The following is a 25,075-nucleotide window of genomic DNA, read 5'->3' on the forward strand; positions in this document are numbered from 1 at the left end:
CGGCATGGGCATCCCGATCTCGGTCCTCGACCTCTCGCCGATCCCCTCCGGCGCCACCGCCTCCCAGGCACTGCGCGACACCGTCGAGCTCGCCCGCACCGCCGAGGCCGCCGGGTACCGGCGCTTCTGGCTTGCCGAGCACCACAACATCGCGAGCGTCACGAGCTCGAGCCCCGAGGTGATGATCTCCGCGGTCGCCGCCGCGACGAGCACCATCCGGGTGGGCTCCGGCGGGATCATGCTGCCCAACCACAGCCCGCTCAAGGTCGCCGAGACGTTCCGGGCGCTCGAGGGGCTGTACCCCGGCCGGATCGACCTCGGCCTCGGCCGGGCCCCCGGCACCGACCCGCGCACCGCGATCGCGCTGCGCCGCTCGCACCAGGCGCTCACCGCCGACGACTTCCCCGACCAGTTCGCCGAGCTGCGCGGCTACGTCGAGGGCTTCGACGCCGACCATCCGTTCCGCGGGATCGTCGCGCTCCCCGACGACGTCCCGCTGCCGCCGGTGTGGATCCTCGGGTCCAGCTACTACGGCGGGCAGGCCGCGGCGGCGTTCGGCACCGGGTTCGCCTACGCCGGCCACTTCGGCGGCGCCGACGCCGGTGAGGCCGTCCGCATCTACCGGCAGAACTTCCGGCCCAGCGAGGGGCCCGGCGCGCAGGAGCCGCACGTCATCCTCGGCGCCGCGGCGATCGCCCACCCCGACGCCGACCGCGCCCGCGCCCTCGGCCGGGCCAACGCGCTGTCGATGGCGCGGCTGCGCACCGGCACCCCCGGCCCGCTGCCGAGCCCCGAGGAGGCGCTCGCCCACGACTGGAGCGCCGCCGAGGAGCACGTCGCCCGGGGCATGGCGGACAAGGTCTCGGTCGGCACCCCGGAGGAGGTCGCCGAGGACCTGCTGCGCAAGGCCCGCGAGGCCGACGCCGACGAGCTCATGATCACCACGGCGATCCACGACGCCGGCGAGCGCCGGCAGTCGGTGGAGCTGGTGGCTAAGACCCTAGGTGCCTACGGCTCGTGAGCACTTTCCGTCGCTATAGCCACGGAAAGTGCTCACGAGGGCTTCGCCCACCTACAGGGCGGAGATGATGTCCTCCACCCGCTGCTTGGCGTCCCCGAAGATCATCGAGGTGGCTTCCTTGAAGAACAGCGGGTTCTGCACGCCGGCGTAGCCGACCGCCATGGAGCGCTTGAACACCACCACGTTCTCCGCCTCCCAGACCCGCAGCACCGGCATGCCGGCGATCGGGCTGCTCGGGTCCTCCTCGGCCGCCGGGTTCACGGTGTCGTTGGCGCCGATGACGAGGACCACGGAGGTCTCGGGGAAGTCGTCGTTGATCTCGTCCATCTCCAGGACGATGTCGTAGGGGACCTTCGCCTCGGCGAGCAGCACGTTCATGTGGCCCGGGAGGCGCCCGGCCACGGGGTGGATGCCGAAGCGCACCTCGACGCCCTTGTCCCGCAGCTTGCTCGTCAGGTCGGCGACCGGGTACTGCGCCTGCGCCACCGCCATGCCGTAGCCGGGGGTGATGATCACCGACGTCGCCTGCCGCAGCATCTCGGCGACCTCGTCGGCCTGCACCTCGTGGTGCTCGCCCTCGACGTCGGACGTGGTCCCCGACTCCACCCCGAACCCGCCGGCGATCACGGCGATGAACGAGCGGTTCATCGCCTGGCACATGATGTAGGACAGGTACGCACCGGACGAGCCGACGAGCGCGCCGGTCACGATGAGCAGCGTGTTGTCGAGCAGGAAGCCCGACGCCGCGGCCGCCCAGCCGGAGTAGCTGTTGAGCATCGAGACGACGACGGGCATGTCGCCGCCGCCGATCGAGGCGACCAGGTGCCACCCCAGGGCGAGGGCCACGGCGGTGAGCGCGATGATCACGCCGATCGAGGGCGAGATCGTGAACGCCACGGTGAGCCCCGCGAAGGCGACGAGCGCGCCGAGATTCAGGACGTTCTTGCCCGGCAGGCTCAGCGGGCGGGACTTCATCCGTCCGGAGAGCTTGCCGAAGGCGACGATCGAGCCGGTGAAGGTCACCGCACCGATGAACACCCCGATGCCGACCTCCACCGAGTGGATGCCGAGCATGTTCGGGGCCACCTCGGTCTGCGCCGGCCCCACGGCCTCGACCTCGAGGTAGCCGTTCCAGCCGACGAGCACGGCCGCGAGCCCGACGAAGCTGTGCAGCAGCGCGATCAGCTCGGGCATCCCGGTCATCTCGACGACCCGGGCCCGCCACAGCCCGATCGCGCCGCCGATGACGAACCCGCCGATCAGCAGCCCGATCGCCCCGGCGGTGATCGACTGCGCCACGAGCACGACGGTGGCCACCAGCGCGATGGCGATCCCGGCGATGCCGTAGACGACGCCGGCGCGCGCCGTCTCGTGCTTGGACAGGCCCGCCAGGCTCATGACGACGAGCAGCGCGGCGACGATGTAGGCGGCGGTCGCCGCGGTCTGGGGGTTCATCGCGCCGCCGCCTTCGGGTCCGTGGTGAACATGGACAGCATGCGGCGGGTCACCGCGAAGCCGCCGACGATGTTGATGCTCGCCAGCACGATCGCGATCCCGGCGAGGATCGACACGACGAGGCTGTGCTTCCCGAACTGCACCAGCGCACCCACGATCACCACGCCGGAGATGGCGTTGGTGACCGACATCAGCGGCGTGTGCAGCGCGTGGTGCACCTTGCCGATGACGTAGTAGCCGATCACCACGGCCAGCACGAACACCGTGAGGTTCACCGCGAGCTCGGCCGGGGCGAAGGCGGTCGCCACGAACAGCAGGGCCAGACCGACCGCGATCGCGCCGTAGCGCCACGCCGGCGACCGGGGCTCCTTCGGTTCCGGCTCCGGTTCCGGCTCCTTCGCCTCGGACGCGGCCGGGGCGGCCGAGACCTCCACCGGCGGCGGCGGCCACATCACCTCGCCGTCGTGGGCGACGGTCATCCCGCGCTGCACCGTGTCCTCGAGATCGAGGACGAGCTCCCCGTCCTTCTCCGGGGTCAGCAGCTTCATGAGGTTGACCAGGTTCTGGCCGTAGAGCTGGCTGGCCTGGGTGGGCAGCTTGGTCGCGAGGTCGGTCTCGCCGAGGATCGTCACCCGGTTGTCGGTGACGACGACCTCGTCGGGCTGCGAGCCCTCGACGTTGCCGCCGCTGCCCGCGGCCATGTCCACGATGACGCTGCCGGGCTTCATCGCCGCGACGTCGTCGGCGGTGAGCAGCCGCGGCGCCGGCTTCCCGGGGATCAGCGCCGTGGTGATGATGATGTCGACGTCCGCGGCCTGCTCGGAGTAGATCTCGGCGGCACGCCGGTCGTAGGCCTCCGAGGTGGCCTTCGCGTACCCGTCGGAGGACTTCTCGGCCTCCTCGCCCTCGACGACGACCTCGAGGTACTCGCCGCCCAGCGAACCGACCTGGTCGGCGACCTCAGGGCGGGGGTCGGTGGCCCGGACGACCGCACCGAGTGACGACGCCGCGCCGATCGCCGCGAGGCCCGCCACCCCGGCGCCTGCCACCAGCACCTTCGCCGGCGGCACCTTGCCGGCCGCCGTGATCTGGCCGGTGAAGAAGCGGCCGAAGTGGTTCGCCGCCTCGACGACGGCGCGGTAGCCGGCGATGTTGGCCATCGAGCTCAGCACGTCCAGCGACTGGGCGCGGGAGATGCGCGGCACCGCGTCGGTCGCGAGCACCGTGATCCCGCGCCCGGCGAGGTCGGCGACCAGCTCCTCGTTCTGGGCCGGGGCCACGCGACAGACCAGCGTCGCGCCCTCCTGCAGCCGGGACAGATCCTCGGACCGCGGGGTGTTGACCGCGAAGACGACGTCGGCCCCCCACGGGTCCCCGAGCTCGGCCCCGGCCTCGGTGTAGGCCTCGTCCGGGATGCTCGAGCGCTCTCCCGCCCCGGCCTCGACGGTCACCGACCAACCGAGCTTCTGCAAGCCCGTCACCGAGGCGGGCGTGGCCGCCACCCTCGTCTCGCGGTCCCGGGTCTCCCGGGGGACACCGATGCGCACCGTCGCGCCCTCCTCGTCCGGCCCCGACGGAGCCGCCGGACACGGGTCATCGCGTCCGGGCGTCTCGACCGAGGTCTCCTGCGTCCGCCGGATCCCTCCGACGACCGTCCGGCGGAGGCTAGACCGCGCCCGGCCTCCGGAGTGTGATCCACGCTACGTTCACCAACACTGAACGATCGAGATGACGCGCGCCGCACGAACCGGATTCCCCGCCGTCCAACGAGACCCAGGTCACGTCGGGACGCCACGGTGGCGGGAGCCCACGCGGGCTCCCCCAGGCGTAGCGCCCACGTAACCACCGCGAAACGGGTCCGCCGGACCGTGGGCGGAGTGTCCCTCCCGGTCCTCACCCACTGCCCGTACTGCTCGCTGCAGTGCGGGATGACGGTGACCGCGCGCGCCGAGGACGACGGCGGGGGCTGGGCGGTCGAAGGCGCGAACTTCCCGACCAACCGCGGCGGCCTCTGCGAGAAGGGACTCAGCGCGGCGGAGCTCCTCGGCCACCCCGACCGGCTGACGACGCCGCTGGTGCGCGGCTCGCGCCGCGAGCCGTTCCGCGAGGCCACCTGGGACGAGGCCCTCGACCGGGTGGCCACCGGTCTGCGCGACGCCCAGCAGCGGTACGGGCCGGACGCCGCCGGACTCTTCGGCGGCGGCGGGATGACCAACGAGAAGGCCTACCAGGCCGGGAAGTTCGCGCGCGTCGCGCTGCGCAGCGCCGCCATCGACTACAACGGCCGGTTCTGCATGTCCTCGGCCGCCGCCGCGGCGAACAAGGCGTTCGGCGTCGACCGCGGGATGCCGTTCCCGCTGTCCGACATCGCCCGTGCCGACACCGTCCTGCTCGTCGGCTCCAACCCCGGGGACACGATGCCCCCGGCGATGCGCTGGTTCGCCGCCGGCCGGGAGCGGGGCGCCACCCACCTCGTCGTCGACCCGCGCTACACCGCCAGCGCCGCCGCGGCCGACGTCCACCTCCAGCCCGTCCCCGGCACCGACCTGGCGCTGGCCAACGGTCTGCTGCACCTGGCGATCAAGCACCGGCTCGTCGAGACCGCCTACGTCGCCGAGCGCACCACCGGCTGGGACGCCGTGAAGCGCGCGACGCGCCAGTACTGGCCGGACCGGGTGGAGCGGATCACCGGCGTGCCGGTCGAGGTGATGGAGCGCGCGATCCGGCTGCTCGCCGAGTCCCGGGCCACGATGATCCTCTCGGGCCGGGGCGCCGAGCAGCACGCCAAGGGCTCCGAGACGGCGCTGGCGTGGATCAACCTCGCGCTGGCCCTCGGACTGCCGGGGCGGCCGTACTCGGGCTGGGCCACGATGACCGGCCAGGGCAACGGCCAGGGCGGGCGCGAGCACGGCCAGAAGGCCGACCAGCTGCCCGGCTACCGCATGCTGGCCGACCCGGCCGCCCGCGAGCACGTGGCCCGCGTCTGGGGCGTCGACCCCGACGAGCTGCCGCAGCCCGGCCTCTCGGCCTACGAGATGCTCGACCGCCTCGGCACCGACGGCGGGGTGCGGGCGCTCCTGGTCATGGCGTCCAACGTCGTGGTGTCCGCGCCGCGCGCCGACCACGTCCGCGAACGCCTCGGCGCCCTGGACCTCCTCGTCGTCTCCGACATCTTCCTCTCCGAGACCGCGGCGCTGGCCGACGTCGTCCTGCCCTGCACCCAGTGGGCCGAGGAGGACGGCACGATGACCAACGTCGAGGGTCGCGTGCTGCGGCGGCGCCGTGCCGTGGACGCGCCCGACGGGGCCCGCAGCGACCTGGCGGTCCTCGCCGACCTCGCCGCCCGCCTCGGGCGGGGCGCCCACTTCGACGCCGACCCGGCCACCGTGTTCGAGGAGCTGCGCCGCGCGAGCGCCGGCGGGAAGGCCGACTACGCGGGGATCTCCTGGGAGCGGATCGAGGCGGAGCGCGGCGTCTTCTGGCCCTGCCCCGACGAGGCGCACGAGGGCACGCCCCGGCTGTTCCGGGACCGCTTCGCCACCCCGGACGGCCGCGCCCGGTTCCACGTGGTCCACCACCGGGAGGCCGCGGAGACCCCCGACCGCGAGTACCCCTACCGGTTGACCACCGGCCGGTCCCGGGGCCACTACCAGTCGGGCACCCAGACCCGCCGGACGAAGGCGCTGCTCGACGCCGAGCCCGAGCCCGTCGTCGAGATCCATCCCGACCTGGCGACGCGGCTCGGGATCCCCGACGGGGCCGACGTGGTGCTGCGCAGCCGCCGCGGCACCGCCCGGATGCGCGCCCGGCTCGCCTCGACCATCCGGCCCGACACGGTGTTCGCGCCGTTCCACTGGGGCGGCGGCCAGACGATCAACGCCCTCACCAACCCGGCGCTCGACCCGGCGTCGCGGATGCCCGAGTTCAAGATCTGCGCGGTGGACGTCACCGCCGCGCCCGAGGACCCGCTCGACCACCCGGCTGGAGAGGAATCCACCGCATGATCACCACGCCACGGTTCCTGCAGGGCGCCTTCGCGTTCGAGGGACAGGGGCTGGACAAGCCGGCGCCGCTGCACCCGTCGCTGAGCTACAGCGTCCCCGAGGGCGTCACCGGCCAGGTGCTCTACGTCCGCGCCGGCAACTCCTCCGACGAGCTCGCCACGCTCGTGCTGGTCTTCGACGGCGCGCCCGCCCGCTGGTTGCCCGTCGGCGCGAAGTCCGACATGCACGTGTCGCTGCGGGTGGTCGAGGACCTCCTGGCCGGCAGCACCGTCGAGCTGCACTTCGGCGCGCCCGCGGGCACCACCGGCACCCTCGTCGTCGACTGCGGTCTGGTGGAGGTCTAGGTGACGGCACTCGAGGAGCCCCGGAGCCGTGAGGACGCCCCGGACGGGCGCGCGCGGCTCGTCGTCGTCGGGAACGGGATGTCCGGGGCGCGTGCCCTGGAGGAGATCCTCACCCGGGGCGGCGGCGAGACCTTCGCGATCACGGTCTTCGGGGACGAGCCGTACGGCAACTACAACCGCATCCTGCTCTCCGAGGTGCTCGCGGACGCCGCCGGCGGCGACGGCGCGTCCAACGAGACGACGCCGGACGAGCCGGCCTCCGAGGCCGCGGCCGAGTCGGGCGACGCGCCGGACGGCGACGGGTTCGACGACGAGGACGAGATCTTCCTCAACCCGCGCAGCTGGTACGACGACAACGGGATCACGCTGCACGCGGGCGTGCGTGTGGTGCGCATCGACCGGCACTCCAAGGTCGTCTACGGCGACGACGGCTCGCTGACGCCCTACGACACCCTCATCCTGGCCACCGGCAGCCGGTCGTTCTTCCCGCCGATGGACGGCATGTGGGCCAGCAACACCGAGCTCACCCCCGGCGTGTTCGGGTTCCGCAGCCTCTCCGACGCCACGGGAATGCTGCGGCACGTGAAGGGAGACGCAGCGGAGCGGAGCTCGACCCAGGAGAAGGGCCGGCACTCGGCCGTGGTCATCGGCGGTGGCCTGCTCGGGCTCGAGGCCGCGGCCGGGCTGCAGGCCCACGGGCTCGCGGTCCACGTCGTGCACCCCACCGAGGTGCTGATGAATCAGCAGCTCGAGGCGGAGGCGTCGAAGGTGCTGCGCTCGAAGCTCGAGGACATGGGCATGCACATGCATCTCGGGGTGAAGACGAGCGAGATCCTCAGGTGGGGAGACGGAGCGGAGCGGAGCTCGACCGATCGAGGGCGGGAGGACGGCAGTGTCCGCGGGGTCCGGTTCACCGACGGGTCGACGCTGGAGTGCGACACCGTCGTGGTCACCGCCGGGATCCGGCCCAACATCGGGCTCGCGATGCTCGCCGGCCTCGAGACGCAGCGCGCCGTCGTCGTGGACGACAAGATGCGCTCGGTCGACGACGACGACATCTACGTCGTCGGCGAGTGCGCCCAGCACCGCGGCGAGGTCTACGGCGTCGTCGGGCCGCTGTGGGAGCAGGCGGCCGTGCTCGCCGACGTGGTGACCGGCGCGGACCCGGACGCGGAGTACCACGGGTCGAGGCTCGCGACGAAGCTCAAGGTCGCCGGCGTCGAGGTGGCGCAGATGGGCGTGAAGTCCCCGGAGCGCGAGAGCGACGAGTTCGTGCAGTTCTCCGAGACCGGGCGCGGCGTCTACCAGACCGTGGTGATCCGGGAGGGCACGCTCATCGGGGCGACGCTCGTCGGGGACATCTCGAAGGCCGCGGCGCTCACCCAGGCGTTCGACAGTCGCTCGGCGCTGCCCGAGGAGCGGGTCAAGCTGCTGTTCGACCTCGGGTCCGCCGACGACGCCTCGTCCGCGGCCGACCTGCCGGCCGACACCCAGATCTGCAACTGCAACGGCGTCTCCAAGGGCGACCTCGTCTCGTGCGTCGAGGACGGCGCCGAGTCGGTGTCGGCGTGCATGGCGGCGACGCGGGCCGGCAAGGGCTGCGGCTCGTGCAGGGGCCTGGTCAAGGAGGTCGTCGAGGCGGCCCTCGGCGGGGAGGGCGCAGAAGATCCCGCGGACTCGTACTATGTGCCGGCGATCCCGATGGACAAGCCGACGCTGATGGCCGAGATCCGGTCGCGGGGGCTGAAGTCCGTCTCGGCGGTGTTCGAGGCGCTGGCCCCCGACGGCAGGGACCACGTGGGCTCGAAGATGGGCCTCACCGCCCTGCTGCGGATGATGTGGCCGGACGAGTTGGTCGACGAGCGCGACGGCCGGTTCATCAACGACCGCGTGCACGGCAACATCCAGCGTGACGGGACCTTCTCGGTGGTCCCCCGGATGTCGGGCGGGGTGACCAGTCCGGATCAGCTGCGCCGGATCGCCGACGTCGCCGAGAAGCACGAGATCCCGATGGTGAAACTGACCGGCGGGCAGCGGATCGACCTGCTCGGGGTGCCCAAGGAGAAGCTGCAGGAGGTCTGGGCCGACCTGGACATGCCCTCGGGCTGGGCCTACGGGAAGTCGTTCCGCACGGTGAAGACGTGCGTCGGGACCGACTTCTGCCGCTTCGGGCTCGGCGACTCGACCACGCTCGGCGTCGACATGGAGGAGCGCTACAAGGGCATCGAGGGGCCGGCCAAGATGAAGCTCGGCGTCTCGGGCTGCCCGCGCAACTGCGCGGAGTCGATGGTCAAGGACGTCGGTCTGGTCGCCGTGGAGAGCCCGCAGGGCGATGGGCACTGCCAGTGGCAGATCTACGTCGGCGGCGCGGCGGGGGCGACGATCCGGAAGGGCGACGTCCTGACGACCGTGGACTCCCACGACGAGGCGCTGCGGATCGTGGGGCGGTTCCTGCAGTACTACCGGGAGAACGCCAACTGGCTCGAGCGGACCTACGACTTCGTGCCGCGGATGGGGCTGGATTACCTCGTCGGAGTGATCGTCGACGACGTCGACGGTATTGCGGGCGATCTCGACATGCGCATGCAGCAGGCGATCGACGCCTACTCCGACCCGTGGGCCACCGACCAGGAGGAGAAGACCCCGGGCCAGTTCCACGACGCGCTCCCGCTGATCCCGCTGCCGCAGGTGCCGGTGCGATCGTCGTCGGGAGCCCCCGCGTGACCACCTCGGACCAGGCGGTGACCGCGCGGCTCGGGCCGGTCGACCAGATCCCGATCGGGGAGGGGCGGGCGTTCCTCGTCGGCGACGAGCCGGTGGCGGTGTTCCGTCCGCGCTCGGGCGGGGTGTACGCGCTGCGGGCGATCTGCCCGCACCGGGGCGGGCCGCTCGCCGACGGGCTCGTCGACGCCGAGGTGGTGATGTGCCCGCTGCACAACCACCAGTTCCGGCTCGGGTCCGGGGAGTGCGTGTCCGGTGGGGGTGTGGCGGACGTGGCCGCGTACCGGGCGAGCGAGGAGGACGGCGAGCTCGTGGTCAGCCTCGTCGCGCCGGACAGGTGAGACCGGGGCAGGCTCTCGTCGTGTGACGGACGAGTTGCTGGTGCAGGTCGCGGCGTTCGCGGACGCCGCGAGCGCGGAGGCGGCGGGCGATCTGTCGGGACCGGTGCCGACCTGCCCGGAGTGGTCGCTGCGGGACCTGGCGCGTCACCTGGGCCGGGTGCACCGGCGGGTCCCGGCGACGGTGCGCGCGGGCGGGAACCGGCTGGTGCACCACGGCGAGGTCGAGGACGGCGAGCCGCCGTCGGCCCGGGACGAGGTCGCGACGTGGCTGCTCGCCGGCGGTGCCGAGGTCGCGTCGGCGCTGACCGAGGCGGGGCCGGACCGGACGGTGGCGGGCTTCGTCGGCCCCGTCCCGGCGTCGTGGTGGGCGCGGCGGATGCTGCACGAGACGCTGGTGCACCGCTACGACGCCGAGGTCGCGGTGGGCGTCGAGCCGTGGGTCGGGGTGGGGCCGGAGCTCGCCGCGGACGGGATCGCGGAGTCGCTGTCCCTGCTGGAGACGTTCGGGGACCGCCGGGCCGAGCTCGCGGGGTCGGGGGAGACGATCCACGTCCACGCGACCGACGAGCCCTCCTGCGAGTGGCTGGTGACGCGGGCGCCGTCCGGGGTGTCGGGGTTCTAGGTCGGGTCGGGCCCGGCCCCGGTTGCCTCGGTTCCCCTCGTTCTGCGGGGGGCCAGGCGAGTCAGCCCCGGGGCTCGAGCTCCCCGCCCGAGGTCAGACGACGAGGCCCACGACGATCGCAGCCGCGCCCACACAGGCCCCGATCACCCCGGCCAGCAGTCCCCGAGTGGTCCCGGTGGCCCGGAACATCGCCACCCCGCCGAGTCCCAGCGCCACGACCCCGAGAAGCGCCCCCGCGAGGCCGAACACCGGGATCGAGCCGAGCGCGGCGACCGGGAGCACCCGCGGCAGCAGTCCCGACCAGGGCGCGAGCCCGAGCAACGCACCCAGCGCCCCGACCGCGACCGCCACGAGGCCGGCTCGAGTCGACGGCCGATCGATCGGCGGCGTCTCCCACGGCGCGACCCCGCCGCGCGCCGCCCCGGACCGGGTGGGGGTGGGCCGCGAGGGCGCAGCACCCGAGCGCGGCGGCCGGGCGTTCCCGAGCCGGCCGGGGGCGTTACGGGATCCACCCGCACGGCGCAGCAGGTGTGCCCGATCCGGTCCGTCCAGCCCGAAAGGGTGTCGGACCCCCTCGGTAAACTGGTCACATGACGCAGTCCCCCTCCTCCCTGGCTGCATCGGCGCGGTCGGCACCGTCGTCGCCGCAGCTGCCCGAGAAGCCGACGCTCGACGGCCTCGAGGAGCGGTGGACCGCGGTATGGGAGGAGCAGGGGACCTACCGGTTCGACCGGTCGGCGGAGCGTGAGCAGGTCTTCTCGATCGACACCCCGCCGCCCACGGTGTCGGGGTCGCTGCACGTCGGGCACGTCTTCAGCTACACGCACACCGACGTCGTCGCGCGCTTCCAGCGGATGCGCGGCAAGCAGGTCTTCTACCCCATGGGGTGGGACGACAACGGCCTGCCCACCGAGCGCCGCGTGCAGAACTTCTACGGCGTGCGCTGCGAGCCGAGCCTCCCGTACGACCCGGACTTCACCCCGCCGGAGAAGCCCGGCAAGCAGCAGATCGCGATCTCGCGGCGGAACTTCGTCGAGCTCTGCGAGACGCTGACCGCCGAGGACGAGAAGGCCTTCGAAGCGCTGTGGCGCCGGGGCGGCCTGTCGGTCGACTGGTCGCACACGTACCAGACGATCGACGCCGACGCGCGGGCGATCAGCCAGCGCGCGTTCCTGCGCAACCTCGACCGCGGCGAGGCCTACGTCTCGATGGCGCCGACCCTGTGGGACGTCACGTTCCGCACCGCGGTCGCCCAGGCCGAGCTGGAGGACCGCGACCACACCGGCGCCTGGCACCGCATCGCCTACCACGGCGCCGACGGCGACATCGCGATCGAGACCACCCGCCCCGAGCTGATCCCGGCCTGCGTGGCGCTGATCGCCCACCCCGACGACGAGCGCTACCAGCCGCTGTTCGGCACGACGGTGCGCTCGCCGCTCTTCGACGTCGAGGTCCCGGTCCTCGCGCACCCGGCCGCCGAGATGGACCGCGGTGCGGGCATCGCGATGTGCTGCACCTTCGGTGACCTCACCGACGTGGCTTGGTGGCGCGAGCTCGACCTGCCGAACCGCACCGTCATCACCCGCGATGGTCGGCTCCTGCGCGAGATCCCGGAATGGATCACCTCGGAGCAGGGTCGCGCCCGGTACGAGGAGATCGCCGGGGCGACGGTCTTCACCGCGAAGGAGAAGATCGTTGCGATGCTCGCCGAGACCGGTGAGCTCATCGGCGACGTCCGGCCGGTCACGCGGCCGGTGAAGTTCTTCGAGAAGGGCGACAAGCCGCTCGAGATCGTCTCCAGCCGGCAGTGGTACATCCGCAACGGCGGCCGCGACGCCGAGATGCGGGAGGCGATGCTGCGCCGCGGCGACGAGCTGGTGTGGCACCCGGACTACATGCGCCACCGGTACGCGGACTGGGTCCGCGGGCTCAACGGGGACTGGCTCGTGAGCCGGCAGCGGTTCTTCGGCGTCCCGATCCCGGTCTGGTACGCCCTCGACGCCGACGGCGAGGTGCTCGCCGAGCAGGTCCTCACCCCGCCCGATGCCGCGCTCCCGGTCGACCCGACCACGGACGTCCCGCCCGGCTACACCGCCGAGCAGCGCGACCAACCGGGCGGCTTCACCGGCGACCCCGACGTCCTCGACACCTGGGCCACCTCCTCGCTGACCCCGCAGATCGCCGGCAGGTGGTCGCTCGACGAGGACCTGTTCTCCCGGGTCTTCCCGATGGACCTGCGCCCCCAGGCGCACGACATCATCCGGACCTGGCTGTTCTCGACGGTCGTGCGCAGCTCGCTGGAGTTCGGGGAGCTGCCCTGGGCGCACGCGGCGCTCTCGGGCTGGATCCTGGACCCGGACCGCAAGAAGATGTCGAAGTCCAAGGGCAACGTCGTCACCCCGATGGGCCTGCTCGAGGAGTTCGGCTCGGACGCCGTGCGCTACTGGGCGGCCAACGGGCGCCCCGGCGTCGACACCGCGTTCGACCGCGGCCAGATGAAGGTCGGCCGCAGGCTCGCGATGAAGCTGCTCAACGCCTCGAAGTTCATCCTCGGGGTGGGCGTCGCGACCGGCGAGCCCGACGCGTCGGCGGTCACCGCGCCGATCGACCGGGCGCTGTTGGCGCGGCTGGCGGGCGTGGTCGAGCGCGCGACGGCGGCGCTGGAGCGCTTCGACTACGCGGTGGCCCTCGAGATCACCGAGCAGTTCTTCTGGTTCTTCTGCGACGACTACCTGGAGCTGGTGAAGTCCCGGGCGTACGGCGAGTTCGATGACGCCGGGCGGGATTCAGCTCGGGCCGCGCTGGCGGTGGCGCTGCGCGTGCTGGAGCGGCTCTTCGCGCCGGTGCTGCCGTTCGTCGCCGAGGAGGTCTGGTCCTGGTGGCAGGCCGGCTCGGTGCACCGCACGGCGTGGCCCACCACGACGGAGCTCCCGGCCGTCGACGGGGTCGACGAGGACGTCCTGGACGTCGCCTCGGAGGTCATCTCCGGGATCCGCAAGGGCAAGTCGGACCAGAAGCTCTCGATCCGCACCGAGGTGGAGAGCGCGTCGGTCTCGGGCGCGCCGGACCGGCTGGACGCCCTGCGCGTCGTGCTGGACGACGTGCAGGCGGCCGGGCGCGTCCGGGACGTCGAGCTGGTGCCGTCGGACGACGGCGAGCTGGTCACGCGGGTGGGCGGCCCCGTGGAGGCCGTGCAGGCCTGAGGCGGGGTCTCGACGGCGGCCGTGCGGTCGCCGTCGGGGGGGTCGGCCGGGGAGGCCGGGTGGTCAGGCCTGCAGCTCGGACTGGGGCGTGATCGCGAAGCGGTACTCGTCGCCGGAGCCGTCGGTCTCGTTCTCCGGGATCTTCTCGACGTCGAGCACCTTGTCGTCGAGCGCCGAGGCGGCCGTCGGCTCGAGGAAGATGACGGCGCCGCCGCCCTCGAGCACCGTGTCGTCCGCGGCGGGGTTCGGCGCCACGGAGAGCTCGAGGCCTTCCTCCGCCATGTTCGGCGTCGCGGCGATGCGCAGGCCGGAGCCCTCGGGCATCTCGTTGGTCTCGAGGATGTTGGAGATGGCCTCGGCAGCCGTCTCCGTCAGTGCCAGCATGCCCCGTTACCATACGGATCACAGGAAGGTCACGCACGTCATCGCGCGTCCCGTCACACGGGCAGTCCCCCGGTCGGGCGCACCGTTCACGGAGGAGAGCGGCCATGGCGCTCCCGGTCCCCGAGTCGGCCGCCGGGCCGCGTGAGGACATCATCCGGTTGCTGGCCGGAACTCCGGAGGGTCTCTCGGACGCCGAGATCGCCACGGCTCTCGGTGACCGGTACCCGAGCCTGAACGCCAAGGCCGCGAACCACCAGTGCCGCCGCCTGGTGGCCGCCGGGGCCGTCGAACGGGTGGGGACGCGGCCGGTGCGCACCAGACTCGTCCCGGACGGCGAGGCCGGGACCCGGGACGCCGATCCGGCGCCGGCCCTCGTCGAGCAGACCACCGAGCCCGACCAGCCGCCCGAGATGCTCGAGGCACTCCGGGACGCGGGCGCCACGCCGGCTCCCGCGCTCACCCCCATCCAGCAGGACGTCGTCGCGGCGCTCGCCGAGACACCGGTGGGCCTCACCGACAACGAGCTCGCCGCGGCCCTCGCGTCGCGGCACCCCGAGGTCGACCCGAAGGCCTTCAACTACCAGTGCCGCAAGCTCGTCAAGGCCGGCCTCGTCGAGCGCAGCGCGCGGTCGAGGGACACCCCGATCCGCACCCGGCTCACGGCCGCGGCGCCCGAGAGACACTCGACCCGCCCCGACCCGCCCGCCGAGGAACCCCTCGACGAGCCGGCCGCCGCCGAGCAGCCGGCTCGGCAGGAGGCCCCCGAACCGGTCGAGCAGAAGGTCCGGGAACCGGCGCTCGTCGGGGCGCCGTCGCGCCGACCCGGCCGCCGTGCGAAGGCGCCCGCCGACGACGTCGCACGCATGCGGCGCTCCGAGCGCGACGACTGGGCCCCGGACGACCCCGACGTGCCGCTGCTGCGCTTCCTGCCGTTCGCGCCGGCCGCCACCGCCCGCACGGCGCTGCGCGAGCGGATGGCCGAGCGGGCGGCGCTGCGGCGCGTCCCGGAGCAGAGCGACGAGATCGTCGTGCCGACCCGTGACGTGCTGCAGGGCTGGTCCCGCACCCAGAACGTCGCCGCGGCGGTGGCCGCGTGGCTGACGCGGCGCGGGAGCACCATCCGGGCCGCGCGCGCGTCCGGCCCGGCGCACGAGCTGGTCGCCACCCTCGACGGCGCCGACCTCCACGTCGAGGTCACCGGCTGGCCCCCGGACGGCGCCCGCAGCCACCCGACCACGCTGGCCGGGGACTGGTTCCGCGCCGCGGCCCGGGCGGCCTCGCAGCGTCGTCGGGCCCACCCGCGCGGCCGCGTCGTGATCGCCCTCCCCGACACCCGCCGCTACCGCGCCCTCGCCGAGGACGGCGCCGAGGTCCTGGCCGGCGCCCGGGCCGAGGTGTGGTTCGTCGACGGCGCCGGCGAGGTCCAGCTCTCCTGACCGGCGCCCCGGGTTGCCCGGGTGCGGCGCCGGGTAGCTCCTGCGTGCCACCACACGCGCGACCAGGAGGACCCCGCATGTCCGCGGACATCACCGAGATGATCCTCGACGACCACGACTGGTTCCGCCGCCGCTTCCTGTTGCTCGCGGAGCTGCGCGACGACGCCTCGCGGGTCGACGAGGCCGGCAAGGTCTGGGAGGAGCTCGCCCGCCACCTCGAGGTGCACGCCTCCGCCGAGGAGGAGCACTTCTACCCGTCGATGGCCCGCCGTGCGGACGACGACGACGCCTCGGCCACCGAGGACGCGATCGGCGACCACGACGACATCCGCGCCGCCTCCCGCAAGGCGTTCGAGCACGAGATCGGCAGCGAGGACTGGTGGTCGGCCATCGAGGAGTGCGACCAGGCCAACAACCACCACATGTCCGAGGAGGAGACCGACGACCTGGAGCCGTTCCGCCGCGTGACCAGCCTCGCCTTCCGGCAGGAGCTCGGGGCCAAGTTCGAGCAGTTCAAGTCCGAGCACGCGAACGCGGCCGGGCTCGACTTCTCCGACAAGGACCCGGACGCCTACGTGGAGGCCGTCACCGAGTGAGGACCGACAGGTCGACCGGCAGCAGGCCCGTCGCCGCGCCGAGCCCCGCGAACGCGGCGTCGACCTGGTCGGGCCCGACGAGCAGCACCCCCACCGCGGCCAGCACCGCGAGCACCACCAGGACCACGAGGACCGGCACTGCGCCCCGCGGCGCCCGCCGCACCCCGGTGTCAGGCTCGGAGACGGGCTGGGGTGCGGTGTCGGGGCCGCGGCGCCCCCGCACGGTGGCGCGCGGCAGCCGGTCCTCCGCTGCGTCCCGGCCCGCGGCGTCCTGCCGGCCTGAGTTGCCGTCCCCGACCGGCCGAGGCGCGACCGCCGGGTAGCCCCCACCGGGCGGGGCGTCGCTCGCCGGCCGCACCTCGTGGGCCACGGCGGCGGCGAGCGCCAGGTGGCCGGTGTCGGGACGGCCCCCGCCGACGGGCTCGGGAACGCGCTCCGGAGCGTCGTCGTGATCCGGGGCCCCCGGCTCGGCCGTCGCATCCCCGGGGTCGGTGTCCTCCGGCTCCGGTAGGGAGTCCCGCGTCGTGCCACCCCGGTGCGCCTGCACCGGTGAGGAGGGCATGCGTGCCTCGGGGATCACGGCGTCCGGGTCGTCGACGGCGTCGTCGTCGGGCGCCGGGAAGCCGGCCGCCGGGGTGAGGTCCGCCTCGTCGTCGTCGGGGTCCCGGCCCAGGTCGGGGCCGTGCCCGCCGTCGGGACCCGGCGGCTCGTCGGGACCCGACGGCCCGGCGCCGCCGGCCCCGATCGCGACCGGCGTCGGCAGGCTGCCGACCGCCCGCGCGGCCCGGATGGCCTGCGCTCCCGACGCCGCCCGGGCCGGCCGGGACCGGCCGCCGAGCAGCAGCGCCGCCAAGCCCAGGACGCCGTCGTGGGGGCCGCCGGGGAGGACGAGCGCCTCCTCGGCGCGGTCCCCGCCCGCGGTCAGCTCCGCGAGGCGGCGCGCGAGCGGGGTCGCCCGGTCGGCGAGCACGTGCACGACGGGGCTCCGCGGGCCCTCGGGCCCGTCCGCGACCTCGGCGAGGGTCTCCTGCACGGCGTGCTCGACGAGCTGGTCGAACACGCCGCGGTCCACCACCACCTCGAGGCCCTCGGCGGCCACGCGGGCCTCGTCGACGTCCTGCGCGGCGAGCTGCGCGCGGGCCCGTCGGATGCTCCGGCGCAGCCGTGCGGCCTCGCCCCGCAGGTCCCGGGCCGCGCCCGGCGTCCGGGACCCGGGTCGCGGCTCGTCCCCCGAGCCGGCCGTCCCCGCCGGGTCGAGCGAGCGCAGCTGGGCCCGCACGACGCCGAGCAGGAGCTGGTCGAGCCGGGTGCCGGTCGCGATGGGGCCCCGCGAGCCGATCTCCGCGCCCGCGGCGGTGCGGCGGACCGGCCAGGCGGTGAGCCCCCCGGCCCGGGCGTCGAGCACCACGCTCTGCCCATCGACGTCCAGCTCGGCGGCGACCCGGTCCCCGACCAGCGCGACCGGTCCGGGCAGCCAGGCGGGCGCGGGGAGCCCGACGAGGGCCGTGGCCTCGGCGATCTCCTCGAAGCGGCGGCGCTCGGTGTCGGGCGGGGTTGCGATCACGATGCGGGCCGGGCGGCCCGCGGGGTCGTCGGCGTCCGTCCCGGCCGGCCCGTCGACCTCGGCGAGCACGCGGCTGAAGGCGTCGGCGAGCACGTCGACCGGGTCGGTCCCCCCGTCACCGGCGGTGTCGTCGTCGGCGAGCGCGACCCGCCGCGGCCGCAGGGACCCGGTCCCGGAGCGGTCGGCGCGGTCGATGTCGACAGCGACCAGCTCCGACGGCGTCACCTCGACCGCCATCACCCAGCTCGTCACCCCGGCCCTCCTCACCTCGCCGTTCCGGCGCGTCCACGGTAATGGGATCGTGACGTGGCGCCACCACCAGTCACCGTGTCGGCCCTGCCGGAGACCCGGAGCCGTGGTTGGTGTCACACCCTTCGGGCATGCTGACGCCGGCCGGTTCCCGTGGCGGGATCGGCCCAACCCGTTCCAGGGACGGGTCGGACCCCCCGATCGATGACGCGGTCCGGCTGCGGAGGCCCGATGAGCGCACCCCGGGCCGCGCGACGCGGGGCCGCGGTCGACGTCCACGCCGCGCTGGTCCCGTTGTGGCGCGGGCTGGCCGGCGCCGGGCTGTGGGTGCTGCTCGAGGACGACCGGGACGCCGTCACGATCAGCGTGCGCGACGACGGGCCCGGCACGAAGCGCTGCCCGCCACGAAGGTCCTGGTGCTCTCCGCGAGCGCCGAGCAGGGCGACGTGCTGGCCGCGGTGCCGGGGCGTCCGGGTACCTCGTCAAGTCCGCGCAGGTCACCGAGCTGGTCGACGCCGTGGAGCGCACGGCCGCCGGCCAGGCCGTCTTCGGTCCGGAGCTCGCCGGGCTGGTGCTCGGGGAGTTCCGCCACCGGGAGCGGGAGGCACCGGCGGGCACCGTTGGTCCGGCGATCACCCCACGCGAGACCGAGGTGCTGCGCCTCGTGGCGAAGGGCCTCACGGCGCGACGCATCGCCGAGCGCCTCGGGCTCTCGCACCGCACCGTCGAGAACCACGTGCAGAACGTGCTGCGCAAGCTGCAGCTGACCAACCGGGTGGAGCTCGCCCGCTACGCGATCGAGCAGGGGCTGGACGAGGGCGCGCACCTCAATTGAGGTGCGCCCGCCAGGCCCGGGCGTGGCGGGCCAGCCGGGCCGCGTCGCGCGGGAGTCGCTCGGTCCAGTGGTCGAGCGTCCGGGCCGCGGCGAGGTAGTCCCCCCGGCGGCCCTTCGTCGCGGCGAGCTCCACGACCTCGTCGGCCCCGACCCCGGCGAACAGCAACCGCGCCTCGAGCACCCACCGCAGCTCCGGCACCTGACCGGCCGCGCGGTGGATGATGCGCAGGTTGGTCAGCATCCGCACGAGGACCGCCTGCACCGGGACGGGCACGAGCATCGCGGGGTGGAACGGCACGTCACGCCCGGCGCCGGTCGAGGCCCGGAAGAGCGCCTCGCACTCGTCGAGTCCGAGCAGGTCGCCGGTGAAGGGGTCGAGGTACCACCCCGAGTCGCGGGGATGGACGAGGAAGTGTCCCGGCATCCCGACCGGCTCCAGCGCGAGTCCGGCCCGCCGGCCCACCTCGAGGACGACGACGGCGAGCGTGATCGGGATGCCGCGGCGCCGGGCGAGGACCTCGACCAGCGAGGAGTTCCGCGGGTCGTAGTACTCCTCGCGGTTCCCGGCGAACCCCTCCTCGGTGTAGAGGCGCACGACGAGGCTGTCGAGGTCGGTGACGCCCGCGGCGAGCCGGTCCAGCTCGGCCAGCGCGGCATCGACGTCGGCGTCGGGATCGGCGAGCCGGGCGATCTGCAGCGCGGCGAGATCCAGCGGCGGCTCCCCCTCGGCGACCAGGTCGCCGAGGCGGGTGAGGGCGTCCGCCACCCCGGGCGGAGGCGACCCGGGCTCTGGAGTCACGGCGGTATGGTCCCGCGCTTCGCGCTCGCGCGCTCGCGGGTCACCCGGAGACGGTGCCCGTCGCCGCCGTCAGGCGCAGGGTGCCGTGCTCGAAGGACTGGACCTGACCGCCGACGACGGCGTGCGCGTCCCCGGTCGGCAGCCCCAGCGCGGAGCGCTCCGCTCCCCGCCCCCGCCAGGTCGCGAGGATCGGCCCGGAGACCTCGTGCGTGCCGGTGACCGGCGACGAGTAGATCGACCCGTGCTCGAAGTCGGTGAACCGGCCGCGACCGTCCGGGGTCGGCTGCTCCACCCGGTCGGGCTGACCGAGATCGGGGTGGTCGGCCCACACCGAGCGGACGTCGGTGCCCGCGGCGGCGATGAGCTTCGCGGTCTCGGCGCGGATGGTGTCCATCGCGGCGTAGCCCGCGTTGCCGGGGCACTCGGTGTTCCCGACGACGCGGTGGGCGAACAGGGCGTCGACGGTCGCCGTCTGGCCCTTGGCGAACTTCGAGGTCCCGCCGCCGGCGGAGGTCAGCGTGACGTTCTGCGACGGGTCGCGGTACATCCCGCCGAGCTTCCAGGCGGCCAGGCGCTCCACCGAGGTGAGCTCGGCCGGCGTCGGCGGGGTGTCGGTGAGGGTGCCCATCATCGCGATGCCGAACGTCTCCTGGTTGAACCCCCCGGCGTGGGCGGCCACCACCGGCCGGTCCATGCCCCCGGCGCGACCTTCGAAGATCGTCCCGTACTTGTCGACGAGGGCGTTGTAGCCGATGTCGCCCCAGCCGTTCTTGACCGAGTGGTACGCGTAGATGCCGCGCACGATCGCGGCGGACTGCTCGGGGGTGTAGTCGTTCGACTCGGCGGTGTGGTGGATCGTCACTGCCCGCGTCGTGGCCGTGTACTGCGGCGGCCACGTCATGAGCTTCGGGTCCGCGCCCCACTGCGCGCGGGTGACGTAGGCGGGGGCGGGCGGGGCGCCGGCCCGCGCCGAGGAGTCGCGCTCGCGGGCGCGGGCACCGATCGCGGTGTCGTTCGCCGAGCTGCCGGGGTCGATGCGCTGCACGGCCAGGCCATCCGTGACGGGGGCGCCGCCGCGCGTCGCGTGCACCTCGACCTGGGTGCGGTCGCCGACCCAGACGGGGTCGGTGCCCCCGCCCGCCGTCCGGGCCGGGGTGCCGTCGCGTTCGCCCGAGTTCGAGTCCAGCGGCAGCCAGGTGCCCCAGCGGCCGGCGGCGTCGGTGGAGCGCAGCTGGATGGTGTCGGGGGTGGGTCCGGTCCACGTCACGGCGACGAGCTGCAGCGGGGTCGACGACCGCGCGACCTGCGTGCCCTCGCCGTCCCGGGCCTGGGCGGTCAGGGCGAGCGCGCTGATCGAGGCGCCGGTGGCGTCCGCGGGGGGAAGGGTCGCCGCCGGCAGCGCGGTCACCGCGCGGGCGGGGTCCGGGGTCGTCCCGGGCTCCGGGTCGGCCGCGGCCACGGGGGCGAGGGCGGCGACGAGCACGACGGCGCCCAGCCCGAGCAGCAGCCGCCCCCGGCGGGGCCGCCGGCGGCGCCCGCCGTCGTCGGGACCCCCGAGGTGGTCACGACCGGCCCGACGAGTTCCGCCCGCCGTCCCGGATGCCGACCGCGCCGCCATCGTGTCCTCCGCTCATGGTCGCCCGGAGGAAGACCATGACACCCACATGCGTCACACCCGAACCACGACTCACCGTGGGTCACCCGAAGGAGGGGACGGCAGGGCCCGCGTCCAGAAGGTCACGTCGGCGTAGGTGGCCACCGAGCGGGCGGTGATCCCGTCCGCCCCGGCGCCGATGGGACCCGCGACGAGAGGGATGAGCTTGGTCAGGTTGAGCACGCCACGCCGCCCCGCGCGGCTCACCAGCCGGTAGCCGATGCGGCGGTCGAGCTGGGCGCGGACCTCGGACGGGAGCCGCCGCAGACCGGGCAGCAGCGAGATCTCCTGCAGGTCGATGCCGGTGCGCGCGGCGAGCTCCGAGCCGTCGGGACCGAGGACGCAGAGCAGGACGGCGGTGCGCACGACGGGGTCGGCCGGGTCGTGCCCGCGCGCCGTCGCGATCGAGGCGGCCAGGCGGGTGCACACCAGATAGAGGCCGGTGACGCCGGCCGGGGCGGTGACGACCATCGTGGCCGCACCCCCGAGGCTGGAGAGCAGCCCGGAGCTGGCGGCGAGCCGGACGTGGGTGGAGGTCAGGCGGCGCACCGCGGTCTCGACGTCCCCGCCGGCGTCGGTGAGGTGGTCCTCGGCGACGCGGCGCGCGGAGTGCCACGGGCCGGCCCCGCCGATGCCGCGCCGCACGAGCTCGCCGATCAGCCGGTCACCGGCCCACGAGGACTCCACCGCGCGTTCCTCGGACACCCCGTCAGCCTGTCACGGACTCCCCGACGGCCGCCGGGGATCAGGTCGGCGGGGTCGCGGCGAGGACGTCGAGGGCGGCCCCGAGGTCGCCCGCCCACGGCTCCCCGCGGTCCCGCGCGGCCGCCCGCGCCAGCCGCTCGCGCTGCGGCGCCGCGCCGGCCCACGTCAGGACCTCGGGGTCGACGCGCGCGCCGTAGTGCGCGTCGACGACGAGCTCGGCGAGGTGGTGGTCGGCGCTTGCGGTGTCCTTGTACTCCCAGATGCCGAGCAGCCGGGTCGGGCCGTCCCCGAGCCCGGAGGCGTCGTCGAGGAACGAGACGACCGTGCCGACCGGGAGGGTGGCCACCGGGCCGGGGTGCCGGTCGAGGAGCGCGACCCACAGGGTGTCGATGAAGTCCCGCACCGCGGTGCGCTCGGTGACGGTCCAGCCGTCCCAGAAGGCCGCGATGCGCGAGAGCACCGAGTGCAGGTCGACGCGGTCGTCGGAGACCACCGCGCGCAGCAACCAGGGGGTGAGCGCGCGGACGTCGTCGGGTGCCCCGATGGTCTCGCCGAGCCCGAGGGCGAGCGCCAGCGGATCGGCCTCGGCGAGGACGACCGGCTTCTGGCGCGGGCTGCGGCTCTCGAGCACCTCGCGGGCCTGGTGCGCGACGAAGGCGGCCTCCAGCTGCCACAACGCCGCCGCGACCTCCGCTTCCACGGTCCGATTCTGTGCGCCGACAAGGCGACACGCGTCACTGATCGGGCGCTTTCTACTCGATGGTGTCACTCTTCGTGTTCTCACGTACGGCCGGGTGGGGAAGGACGTCGTGCCCGGCCGGGCGGTCGTCAGGCGCGCCACACCGACCGGACGGCTGCCGCCCGCCCGGCGCAGAGTGGAGACGTGAACGGGAGCCGAACGGACGAGGCCACGGGTACGGAGGTCAAGACGACGGCGGGCGTCGTCCGCGGTCGTGCGGCGCGCGGGGTGCACGTCTGGCGGGGGATCCGGTACGCCGCGCCCCCGGTCGGGGCCCGGCGCCTCCGGGCACCCGAGCCCCTCGAGCCGTGGGAGGGCGTGCGGGACGCGGTGGGGTTCGGCCCGGTGCCCCCGCAGGAGCGGATCGGGGAGTTCATCGGCGCCGGGAAGCACACGCCGATGGACGAGGACTGCCTCACCCTCAACGTCGTCGCCCCGTCCACGCCCGCCGACGGCCCGCGGCCGGTGATGGTGTGGTTCTACGGCGGCGCGTTCGTCCTCGGTGCCGCCTCGGCCCCCACGTACCGCGGCCACGGGCTCGTCCGCTCCGGCGACGTCGTGTACGTCAGCGTCAACTACCGGCTCGGGGCGCTGGGCTACCTGGACTTCTCCTCGTTCTCCACGCCCGAGCGGCCCCTCGACGGGAATCTCGGGCTGCGCGACCAGCTCGCCGCGCTGCGCTGGGTGCAGGAGAACATCGTGGCGTTCGGCGGTGACCCGGACAACGTCACGATCTTCGGGGAGTCCGCGGGCGCGATCTCGGTGACGACGCTGATGACGGTGCCCGCCGCCCGCGGTCTCTTCCACCGCGCCATCGCCGAGAGCTCGGCCCCGGGGATCGCCTGGTCGGCCGAGCGGGCCGGCGGGTGGGCCCGGCAGTACGTGCGCGAGCTCGCCGGGATCACCGGGCTCCCGGTGCCGGGCACCGGCCGGGAGCCGCTGCCGGCGGCGATCGTGGCCCGCCTGCTCGACGCCGCCTCCACCGACGACCTCCTCGCGGCCTCCCGTCGGATGCGCAACGCCGCCGACGACACCCCCGGGGTGCTGCTGACCGGCCCCACCGTCGACGGCGACCTGCTGCCGGAGGCCCCGCTCGACGCCTTCGAGGCGGGACGCCAGCACCCCGTGCCGCTGATCATCGGCACCAACGACACCGAGGGTCGGCTCTTCGAGCTCCCCGGGCTGCGGCTGGACCTGCTGGTGACCGACGAGCGGGCGGACGCCTTGTTCGCGGCGACCCAGCCGGAGCTGGGCGAGCAGGTGCTCGCCGCCTACCGGGGCACGCCGCACCGCAAGGACCTCGGCGGGGACTACATGTTCTGGTACCCGTCGGTGCAGGTCATGGAGTCGCACGCGGCGGCGGGGCACCCCGTCTACGCCTACCGGTTCGACCTCGCCCCGCGCCTGCTGCGGCTGCTCGGGCTCCGGGCCACGCACGGCACCGAGCTCTACCCGGTGTTCGGGCTCGCCGACTCCCGCGCCGGCAAGGTGCTGACGGCGCTCGGGGGGCGGCGAGACCTGCGGGAGACCTCGGAGCGGATGCAGCGCGCGTGGACCGCATTCGCGCACGAGGGGGAGCCCGCCGGGTACTGGCCGCGGTACACGTCGGACGCCCGCATGACCCGGATCTTCGACGAGACCGACCGCATCGAGAGCGATCCACGTCCCGAGCGCCGGCTGGCGTGGCAGGGGTTCCGGGGCTATCGCTGAGCCCGCACCGTTCTGAGCGAAGGGCACCTTCGGTCGACTAGATCGGCCATGGGCGCCCCTCGCCGGACGGTGGGCCCGGACCGGCCACCCGTTCTGAGCGAAGGGCACCTTCGGTCGACTAGATCGACGATGGGCGCCCCTCGCCGGAACGGCTCGGACCGGGCGGCGGCACAGCGCCCGACGGGTGCCAGGCTGAGCGGTGTGACGACGACGCAGCCCGGCGCCGGGGAGGTGGCGGCCCTCCTCGACGCGGGTGAGGCCGTCGAGGACGCCGACCTCACCGGGCTGGACCTGCGCGCGCTGCTCGACGGGCGGCGCGCCGCGGTACTGCGACGTTGCACCTCGACCGAGCCCGACCTGCACGGCGCCGACCTCACCGGCGCCACCCTCGACGCGTGCCGTCTCGGCGGGGCCGACCTGCGCGCCGCGACCCTCGACGGGGCCGTGGTGCGCGGCGGCTCCCTGGCCGGCGCTGTGATCGTCGACGCCGACCTCACCGATGCCGTCTTCGAGGCCGTCGACCTCTCCCGCGTCAGGCTCACCGGCTCGCTGCTGACCGAGACCCGCTTCACCGACTGCCGGATGATCGGCGCCGACCTCTCGGGCCTCCGCGGGCTCGCCGTCACCTACCGCCTCGACGGGTCGAACCTGGGCCTGGCGAACCTGCAGGACGTCGTCTGGCGCGGGGTCACC

General features: G+C 74.2%; 20 protein-coding genes and 1 pseudogene. 12 read left to right on the forward strand and 9 right to left on the reverse strand.

Going from position 1 to position 25,075, the window contains the following annotated elements:
* The first annotated feature begins 4 nt into the window (after nucleotides 1-4).
* Nucleotides 5-1,021: an LLM class flavin-dependent oxidoreductase gene (locus VGH76_RS24165; protein ID WP_331559297.1), complete on the forward strand. Its 1,017-nt coding sequence runs from the start codon at nucleotides 5-7 to the stop codon at nucleotides 1,019-1,021.
* Between the two features lie 51 nt (nucleotides 1,022-1,072).
* Here the strand turns inward: VGH76_RS24165 and pntB are convergent, their stop codons facing one another.
* Nucleotides 1,073-2,476 (reverse strand): Re/Si-specific NAD(P)(+) transhydrogenase subunit beta, encoded by a 1,404-nt coding sequence (pntB, locus tag VGH76_RS24170; protein WP_331559298.1) that lies wholly within the window; start codon nucleotides 2,474-2,476, stop codon nucleotides 1,073-1,075.
* Nucleotides 2,473-4,023, reverse strand: a complete 1,551-nt coding sequence (locus VGH76_RS24175) for a Re/Si-specific NAD(P)(+) transhydrogenase subunit alpha (RefSeq protein WP_331559299.1) — start codon at nucleotides 4,021-4,023, stop codon at nucleotides 2,473-2,475. The genes pntB and VGH76_RS24175 overlap by 4 nt, the downstream gene beginning before the upstream one ends.
* 330 nt (nucleotides 4,024-4,353) lie before the next feature.
* On the opposite strand from VGH76_RS24175, the gene VGH76_RS24180 reads away from it, so the two are divergent.
* Genes VGH76_RS24180 through VGH76_RS24200 form a run of 5 tightly spaced genes read left to right on the forward strand, consistent with a single transcriptional unit; the run spans nucleotide 4,354 to nucleotide 10,508 of the window.
* Nucleotides 4,354-6,480, forward strand: a complete 2,127-nt coding sequence (locus tag VGH76_RS24180; RefSeq protein WP_331559300.1) for a molybdopterin oxidoreductase family protein — start codon at nucleotides 4,354-4,356, stop codon at nucleotides 6,478-6,480.
* Entirely contained in the window at nucleotides 6,477-6,824 is a 348-nt protein-coding gene (locus tag VGH76_RS24185) for a molybdopterin oxidoreductase (RefSeq protein ID WP_331559301.1), read from the forward strand. The genes VGH76_RS24180 and VGH76_RS24185 overlap by 4 nt, the downstream gene beginning before the upstream one ends.
* Nucleotides 6,825-9,548 (forward strand): nitrite reductase large subunit NirB, encoded by a 2,724-nt coding sequence (gene nirB, locus VGH76_RS24190; RefSeq protein WP_331559302.1) that lies wholly within the window; start codon nucleotides 6,825-6,827, stop codon nucleotides 9,546-9,548. It begins immediately after the preceding gene.
* Entirely contained in the window at nucleotides 9,545-9,886 is a 342-nt protein-coding gene (locus VGH76_RS24195; protein ID WP_331559303.1) for a Rieske (2Fe-2S) protein, read from the forward strand. Before nirB ends, VGH76_RS24195 begins: the two co-directional genes overlap by 4 nt.
* A 22-nt stretch (nucleotides 9,887-9,908) precedes the next feature.
* Nucleotides 9,909-10,508, forward strand: a complete 600-nt coding sequence (locus VGH76_RS24200; protein ID WP_331559304.1) for a maleylpyruvate isomerase family mycothiol-dependent enzyme — start codon at nucleotides 9,909-9,911, stop codon at nucleotides 10,506-10,508.
* Nucleotides 10,509-10,601: 93 nt separating this feature from the next.
* Here the strand turns inward: VGH76_RS24200 and VGH76_RS24205 are convergent, their stop codons facing one another.
* Nucleotides 10,602-10,859, reverse strand: coding sequence for a hypothetical protein (locus VGH76_RS24205; RefSeq protein WP_331559305.1), 258 nt, complete (start codon nucleotides 10,857-10,859; stop codon nucleotides 10,602-10,604).
* A 239-nt stretch (nucleotides 10,860-11,098) separates the two neighbouring features.
* Between VGH76_RS24205 and valS the strand changes: the two genes are divergently transcribed.
* Nucleotides 11,099-13,711: a valine--tRNA ligase gene (valS, locus tag VGH76_RS24210; RefSeq protein WP_331559306.1), complete on the forward strand. Its 2,613-nt coding sequence runs from the start codon at nucleotides 11,099-11,101 to the stop codon at nucleotides 13,709-13,711.
* Between the two features lie 63 nt (nucleotides 13,712-13,774).
* Here valS and VGH76_RS24215 read toward each other — a convergent pair whose 3' ends face one another.
* On the reverse strand, nucleotides 13,775-14,095 hold the full coding sequence (locus VGH76_RS24215; RefSeq protein WP_331559307.1) for an adhesin: 321 nt from the start codon (nucleotides 14,093-14,095) through the stop codon (nucleotides 13,775-13,777).
* Nucleotides 14,096-14,199: 104 nt separating this feature from the next.
* Here VGH76_RS24215 and VGH76_RS24220 point away from each other — a divergent pair, with 104 nt between their 5' ends.
* Nucleotides 14,200-15,531, forward strand: a complete 1,332-nt coding sequence (locus VGH76_RS24220; protein WP_331559308.1) for a hypothetical protein — start codon at nucleotides 14,200-14,202, stop codon at nucleotides 15,529-15,531.
* A 77-nt stretch (nucleotides 15,532-15,608) separates the two neighbouring features.
* On the forward strand, nucleotides 15,609-16,127 hold the full coding sequence (locus tag VGH76_RS24225; RefSeq protein ID WP_331559309.1) for a hemerythrin domain-containing protein: 519 nt from the start codon (nucleotides 15,609-15,611) through the stop codon (nucleotides 16,125-16,127).
* On the opposite strand, the gene VGH76_RS24230 is transcribed toward VGH76_RS24225, so the two are convergent.
* The gene (locus VGH76_RS24230) at nucleotides 16,117-17,943 is read right to left on the reverse strand and encodes a hypothetical protein (RefSeq protein WP_331559310.1); all 1,827 of its coding nucleotides are present in this window, start codon (nucleotides 17,941-17,943) and stop codon (nucleotides 16,117-16,119) included. The genes VGH76_RS24225 and VGH76_RS24230 overlap by 11 nt on opposite strands.
* A gap of 389 nt (nucleotides 17,944-18,332) precedes the next feature.
* Between VGH76_RS24230 and VGH76_RS24235 the strand changes: the two are divergent.
* A pseudogene (locus VGH76_RS24235) lies at nucleotides 18,333-18,775 on the forward strand (LuxR C-terminal-related transcriptional regulator); the annotation flags it as partial.
* On the opposite strand, the gene VGH76_RS24240 reads toward VGH76_RS24235, so the two are convergent.
* The 4 genes from VGH76_RS24240 to VGH76_RS24255 all read right to left on the reverse strand — a co-directional run bounded on the left by VGH76_RS24240 (nucleotide 18,768) and on the right by VGH76_RS24255 (nucleotide 22,633).
* Nucleotides 18,768-19,574 (reverse strand): transglutaminase-like domain-containing protein, encoded by an 807-nt coding sequence (locus tag VGH76_RS24240; RefSeq protein WP_331559311.1) that lies wholly within the window; start codon nucleotides 19,572-19,574, stop codon nucleotides 18,768-18,770. The pseudogene VGH76_RS24235 and the gene VGH76_RS24240 overlap by 8 nt on opposite strands.
* 40 nt (nucleotides 19,575-19,614) lie before the next feature.
* Entirely contained in the window at nucleotides 19,615-21,192 is a 1,578-nt protein-coding gene (locus VGH76_RS24245) for an N-acetylmuramoyl-L-alanine amidase (RefSeq protein ID WP_331559312.1), read from the reverse strand.
* A gap of 69 nt (nucleotides 21,193-21,261) precedes the next feature.
* Nucleotides 21,262-21,933: a hypothetical protein gene (locus VGH76_RS24250; RefSeq protein WP_331559313.1), complete on the reverse strand. Its 672-nt coding sequence runs from the start codon at nucleotides 21,931-21,933 to the stop codon at nucleotides 21,262-21,264.
* A gap of 40 nt (nucleotides 21,934-21,973) precedes the next feature.
* Nucleotides 21,974-22,633 carry a hypothetical protein gene (locus tag VGH76_RS24255; protein ID WP_331559314.1) on the reverse strand — a complete coding sequence of 220 codons (660 nt, stop codon included), beginning with the start codon at nucleotides 22,631-22,633 and terminating at the stop codon, nucleotides 21,974-21,976.
* A gap of 183 nt (nucleotides 22,634-22,816) precedes the next feature.
* Here VGH76_RS24255 and VGH76_RS24260 point away from each other — a divergent pair, with 183 nt between their 5' ends.
* Both VGH76_RS24260 and VGH76_RS24265 read left to right on the forward strand, forming a co-directional pair.
* Entirely contained in the window at nucleotides 22,817-24,382 is a 1,566-nt protein-coding gene (locus VGH76_RS24260; RefSeq protein ID WP_331559315.1) for a carboxylesterase/lipase family protein, read from the forward strand.
* A gap of 201 nt (nucleotides 24,383-24,583) precedes the next feature.
* Nucleotides 24,584-25,075: pentapeptide repeat-containing protein (locus VGH76_RS24265; RefSeq protein WP_331559316.1), on the forward strand; the 492-nt coding region annotated here is incomplete at its 3' end.

The organism is Actinomycetospora sp. (assembly GCF_036497585.1).
GTDB lineage: Bacteria > Actinomycetota > Actinomycetes > Mycobacteriales > Pseudonocardiaceae > Actinomycetospora.

What these genes read in the sequence shown, in the direction of transcription:
- VGH76_RS24245 (WP_331559312.1), bottom strand. Translation starts at nt 21,192, where the DNA reads ATGGCGGCGCGGTCGGCATCCGGGACGGCGGGCGGAACTCGTCGGGCC.
- VGH76_RS24215 (WP_331559307.1), bottom strand. Translation starts at nt 14,095, where the DNA reads ATGCTGGCACTGACGGAGACGGCTGCCGAGGCCATCTCCAACATCCTC.
- VGH76_RS24165 (WP_331559297.1), top strand. Translation starts at nt 5, where the DNA reads ATGGGCATCCCGATCTCGGTCCTCGACCTCTCGCCGATCCCCTCCGGC.
- VGH76_RS24225 (WP_331559309.1), top strand. Translation starts at nt 15,609, where the DNA reads ATGTCCGCGGACATCACCGAGATGATCCTCGACGACCACGACTGGTTC.
- VGH76_RS24185 (WP_331559301.1), top strand. Translation starts at nt 6,477, where the DNA reads ATGATCACCACGCCACGGTTCCTGCAGGGCGCCTTCGCGTTCGAGGGA.
- pntB (WP_331559298.1), bottom strand. Translation starts at nt 2,476, where the DNA reads ATGAACCCCCAGACCGCGGCGACCGCCGCCTACATCGTCGCCGCGCTG.
- VGH76_RS24220 (WP_331559308.1), top strand. Translation starts at nt 14,200, where the DNA reads ATGGCGCTCCCGGTCCCCGAGTCGGCCGCCGGGCCGCGTGAGGACATC.
- valS (WP_331559306.1), top strand. Translation starts at nt 11,099, where the DNA reads ATGACGCAGTCCCCCTCCTCCCTGGCTGCATCGGCGCGGTCGGCACCG.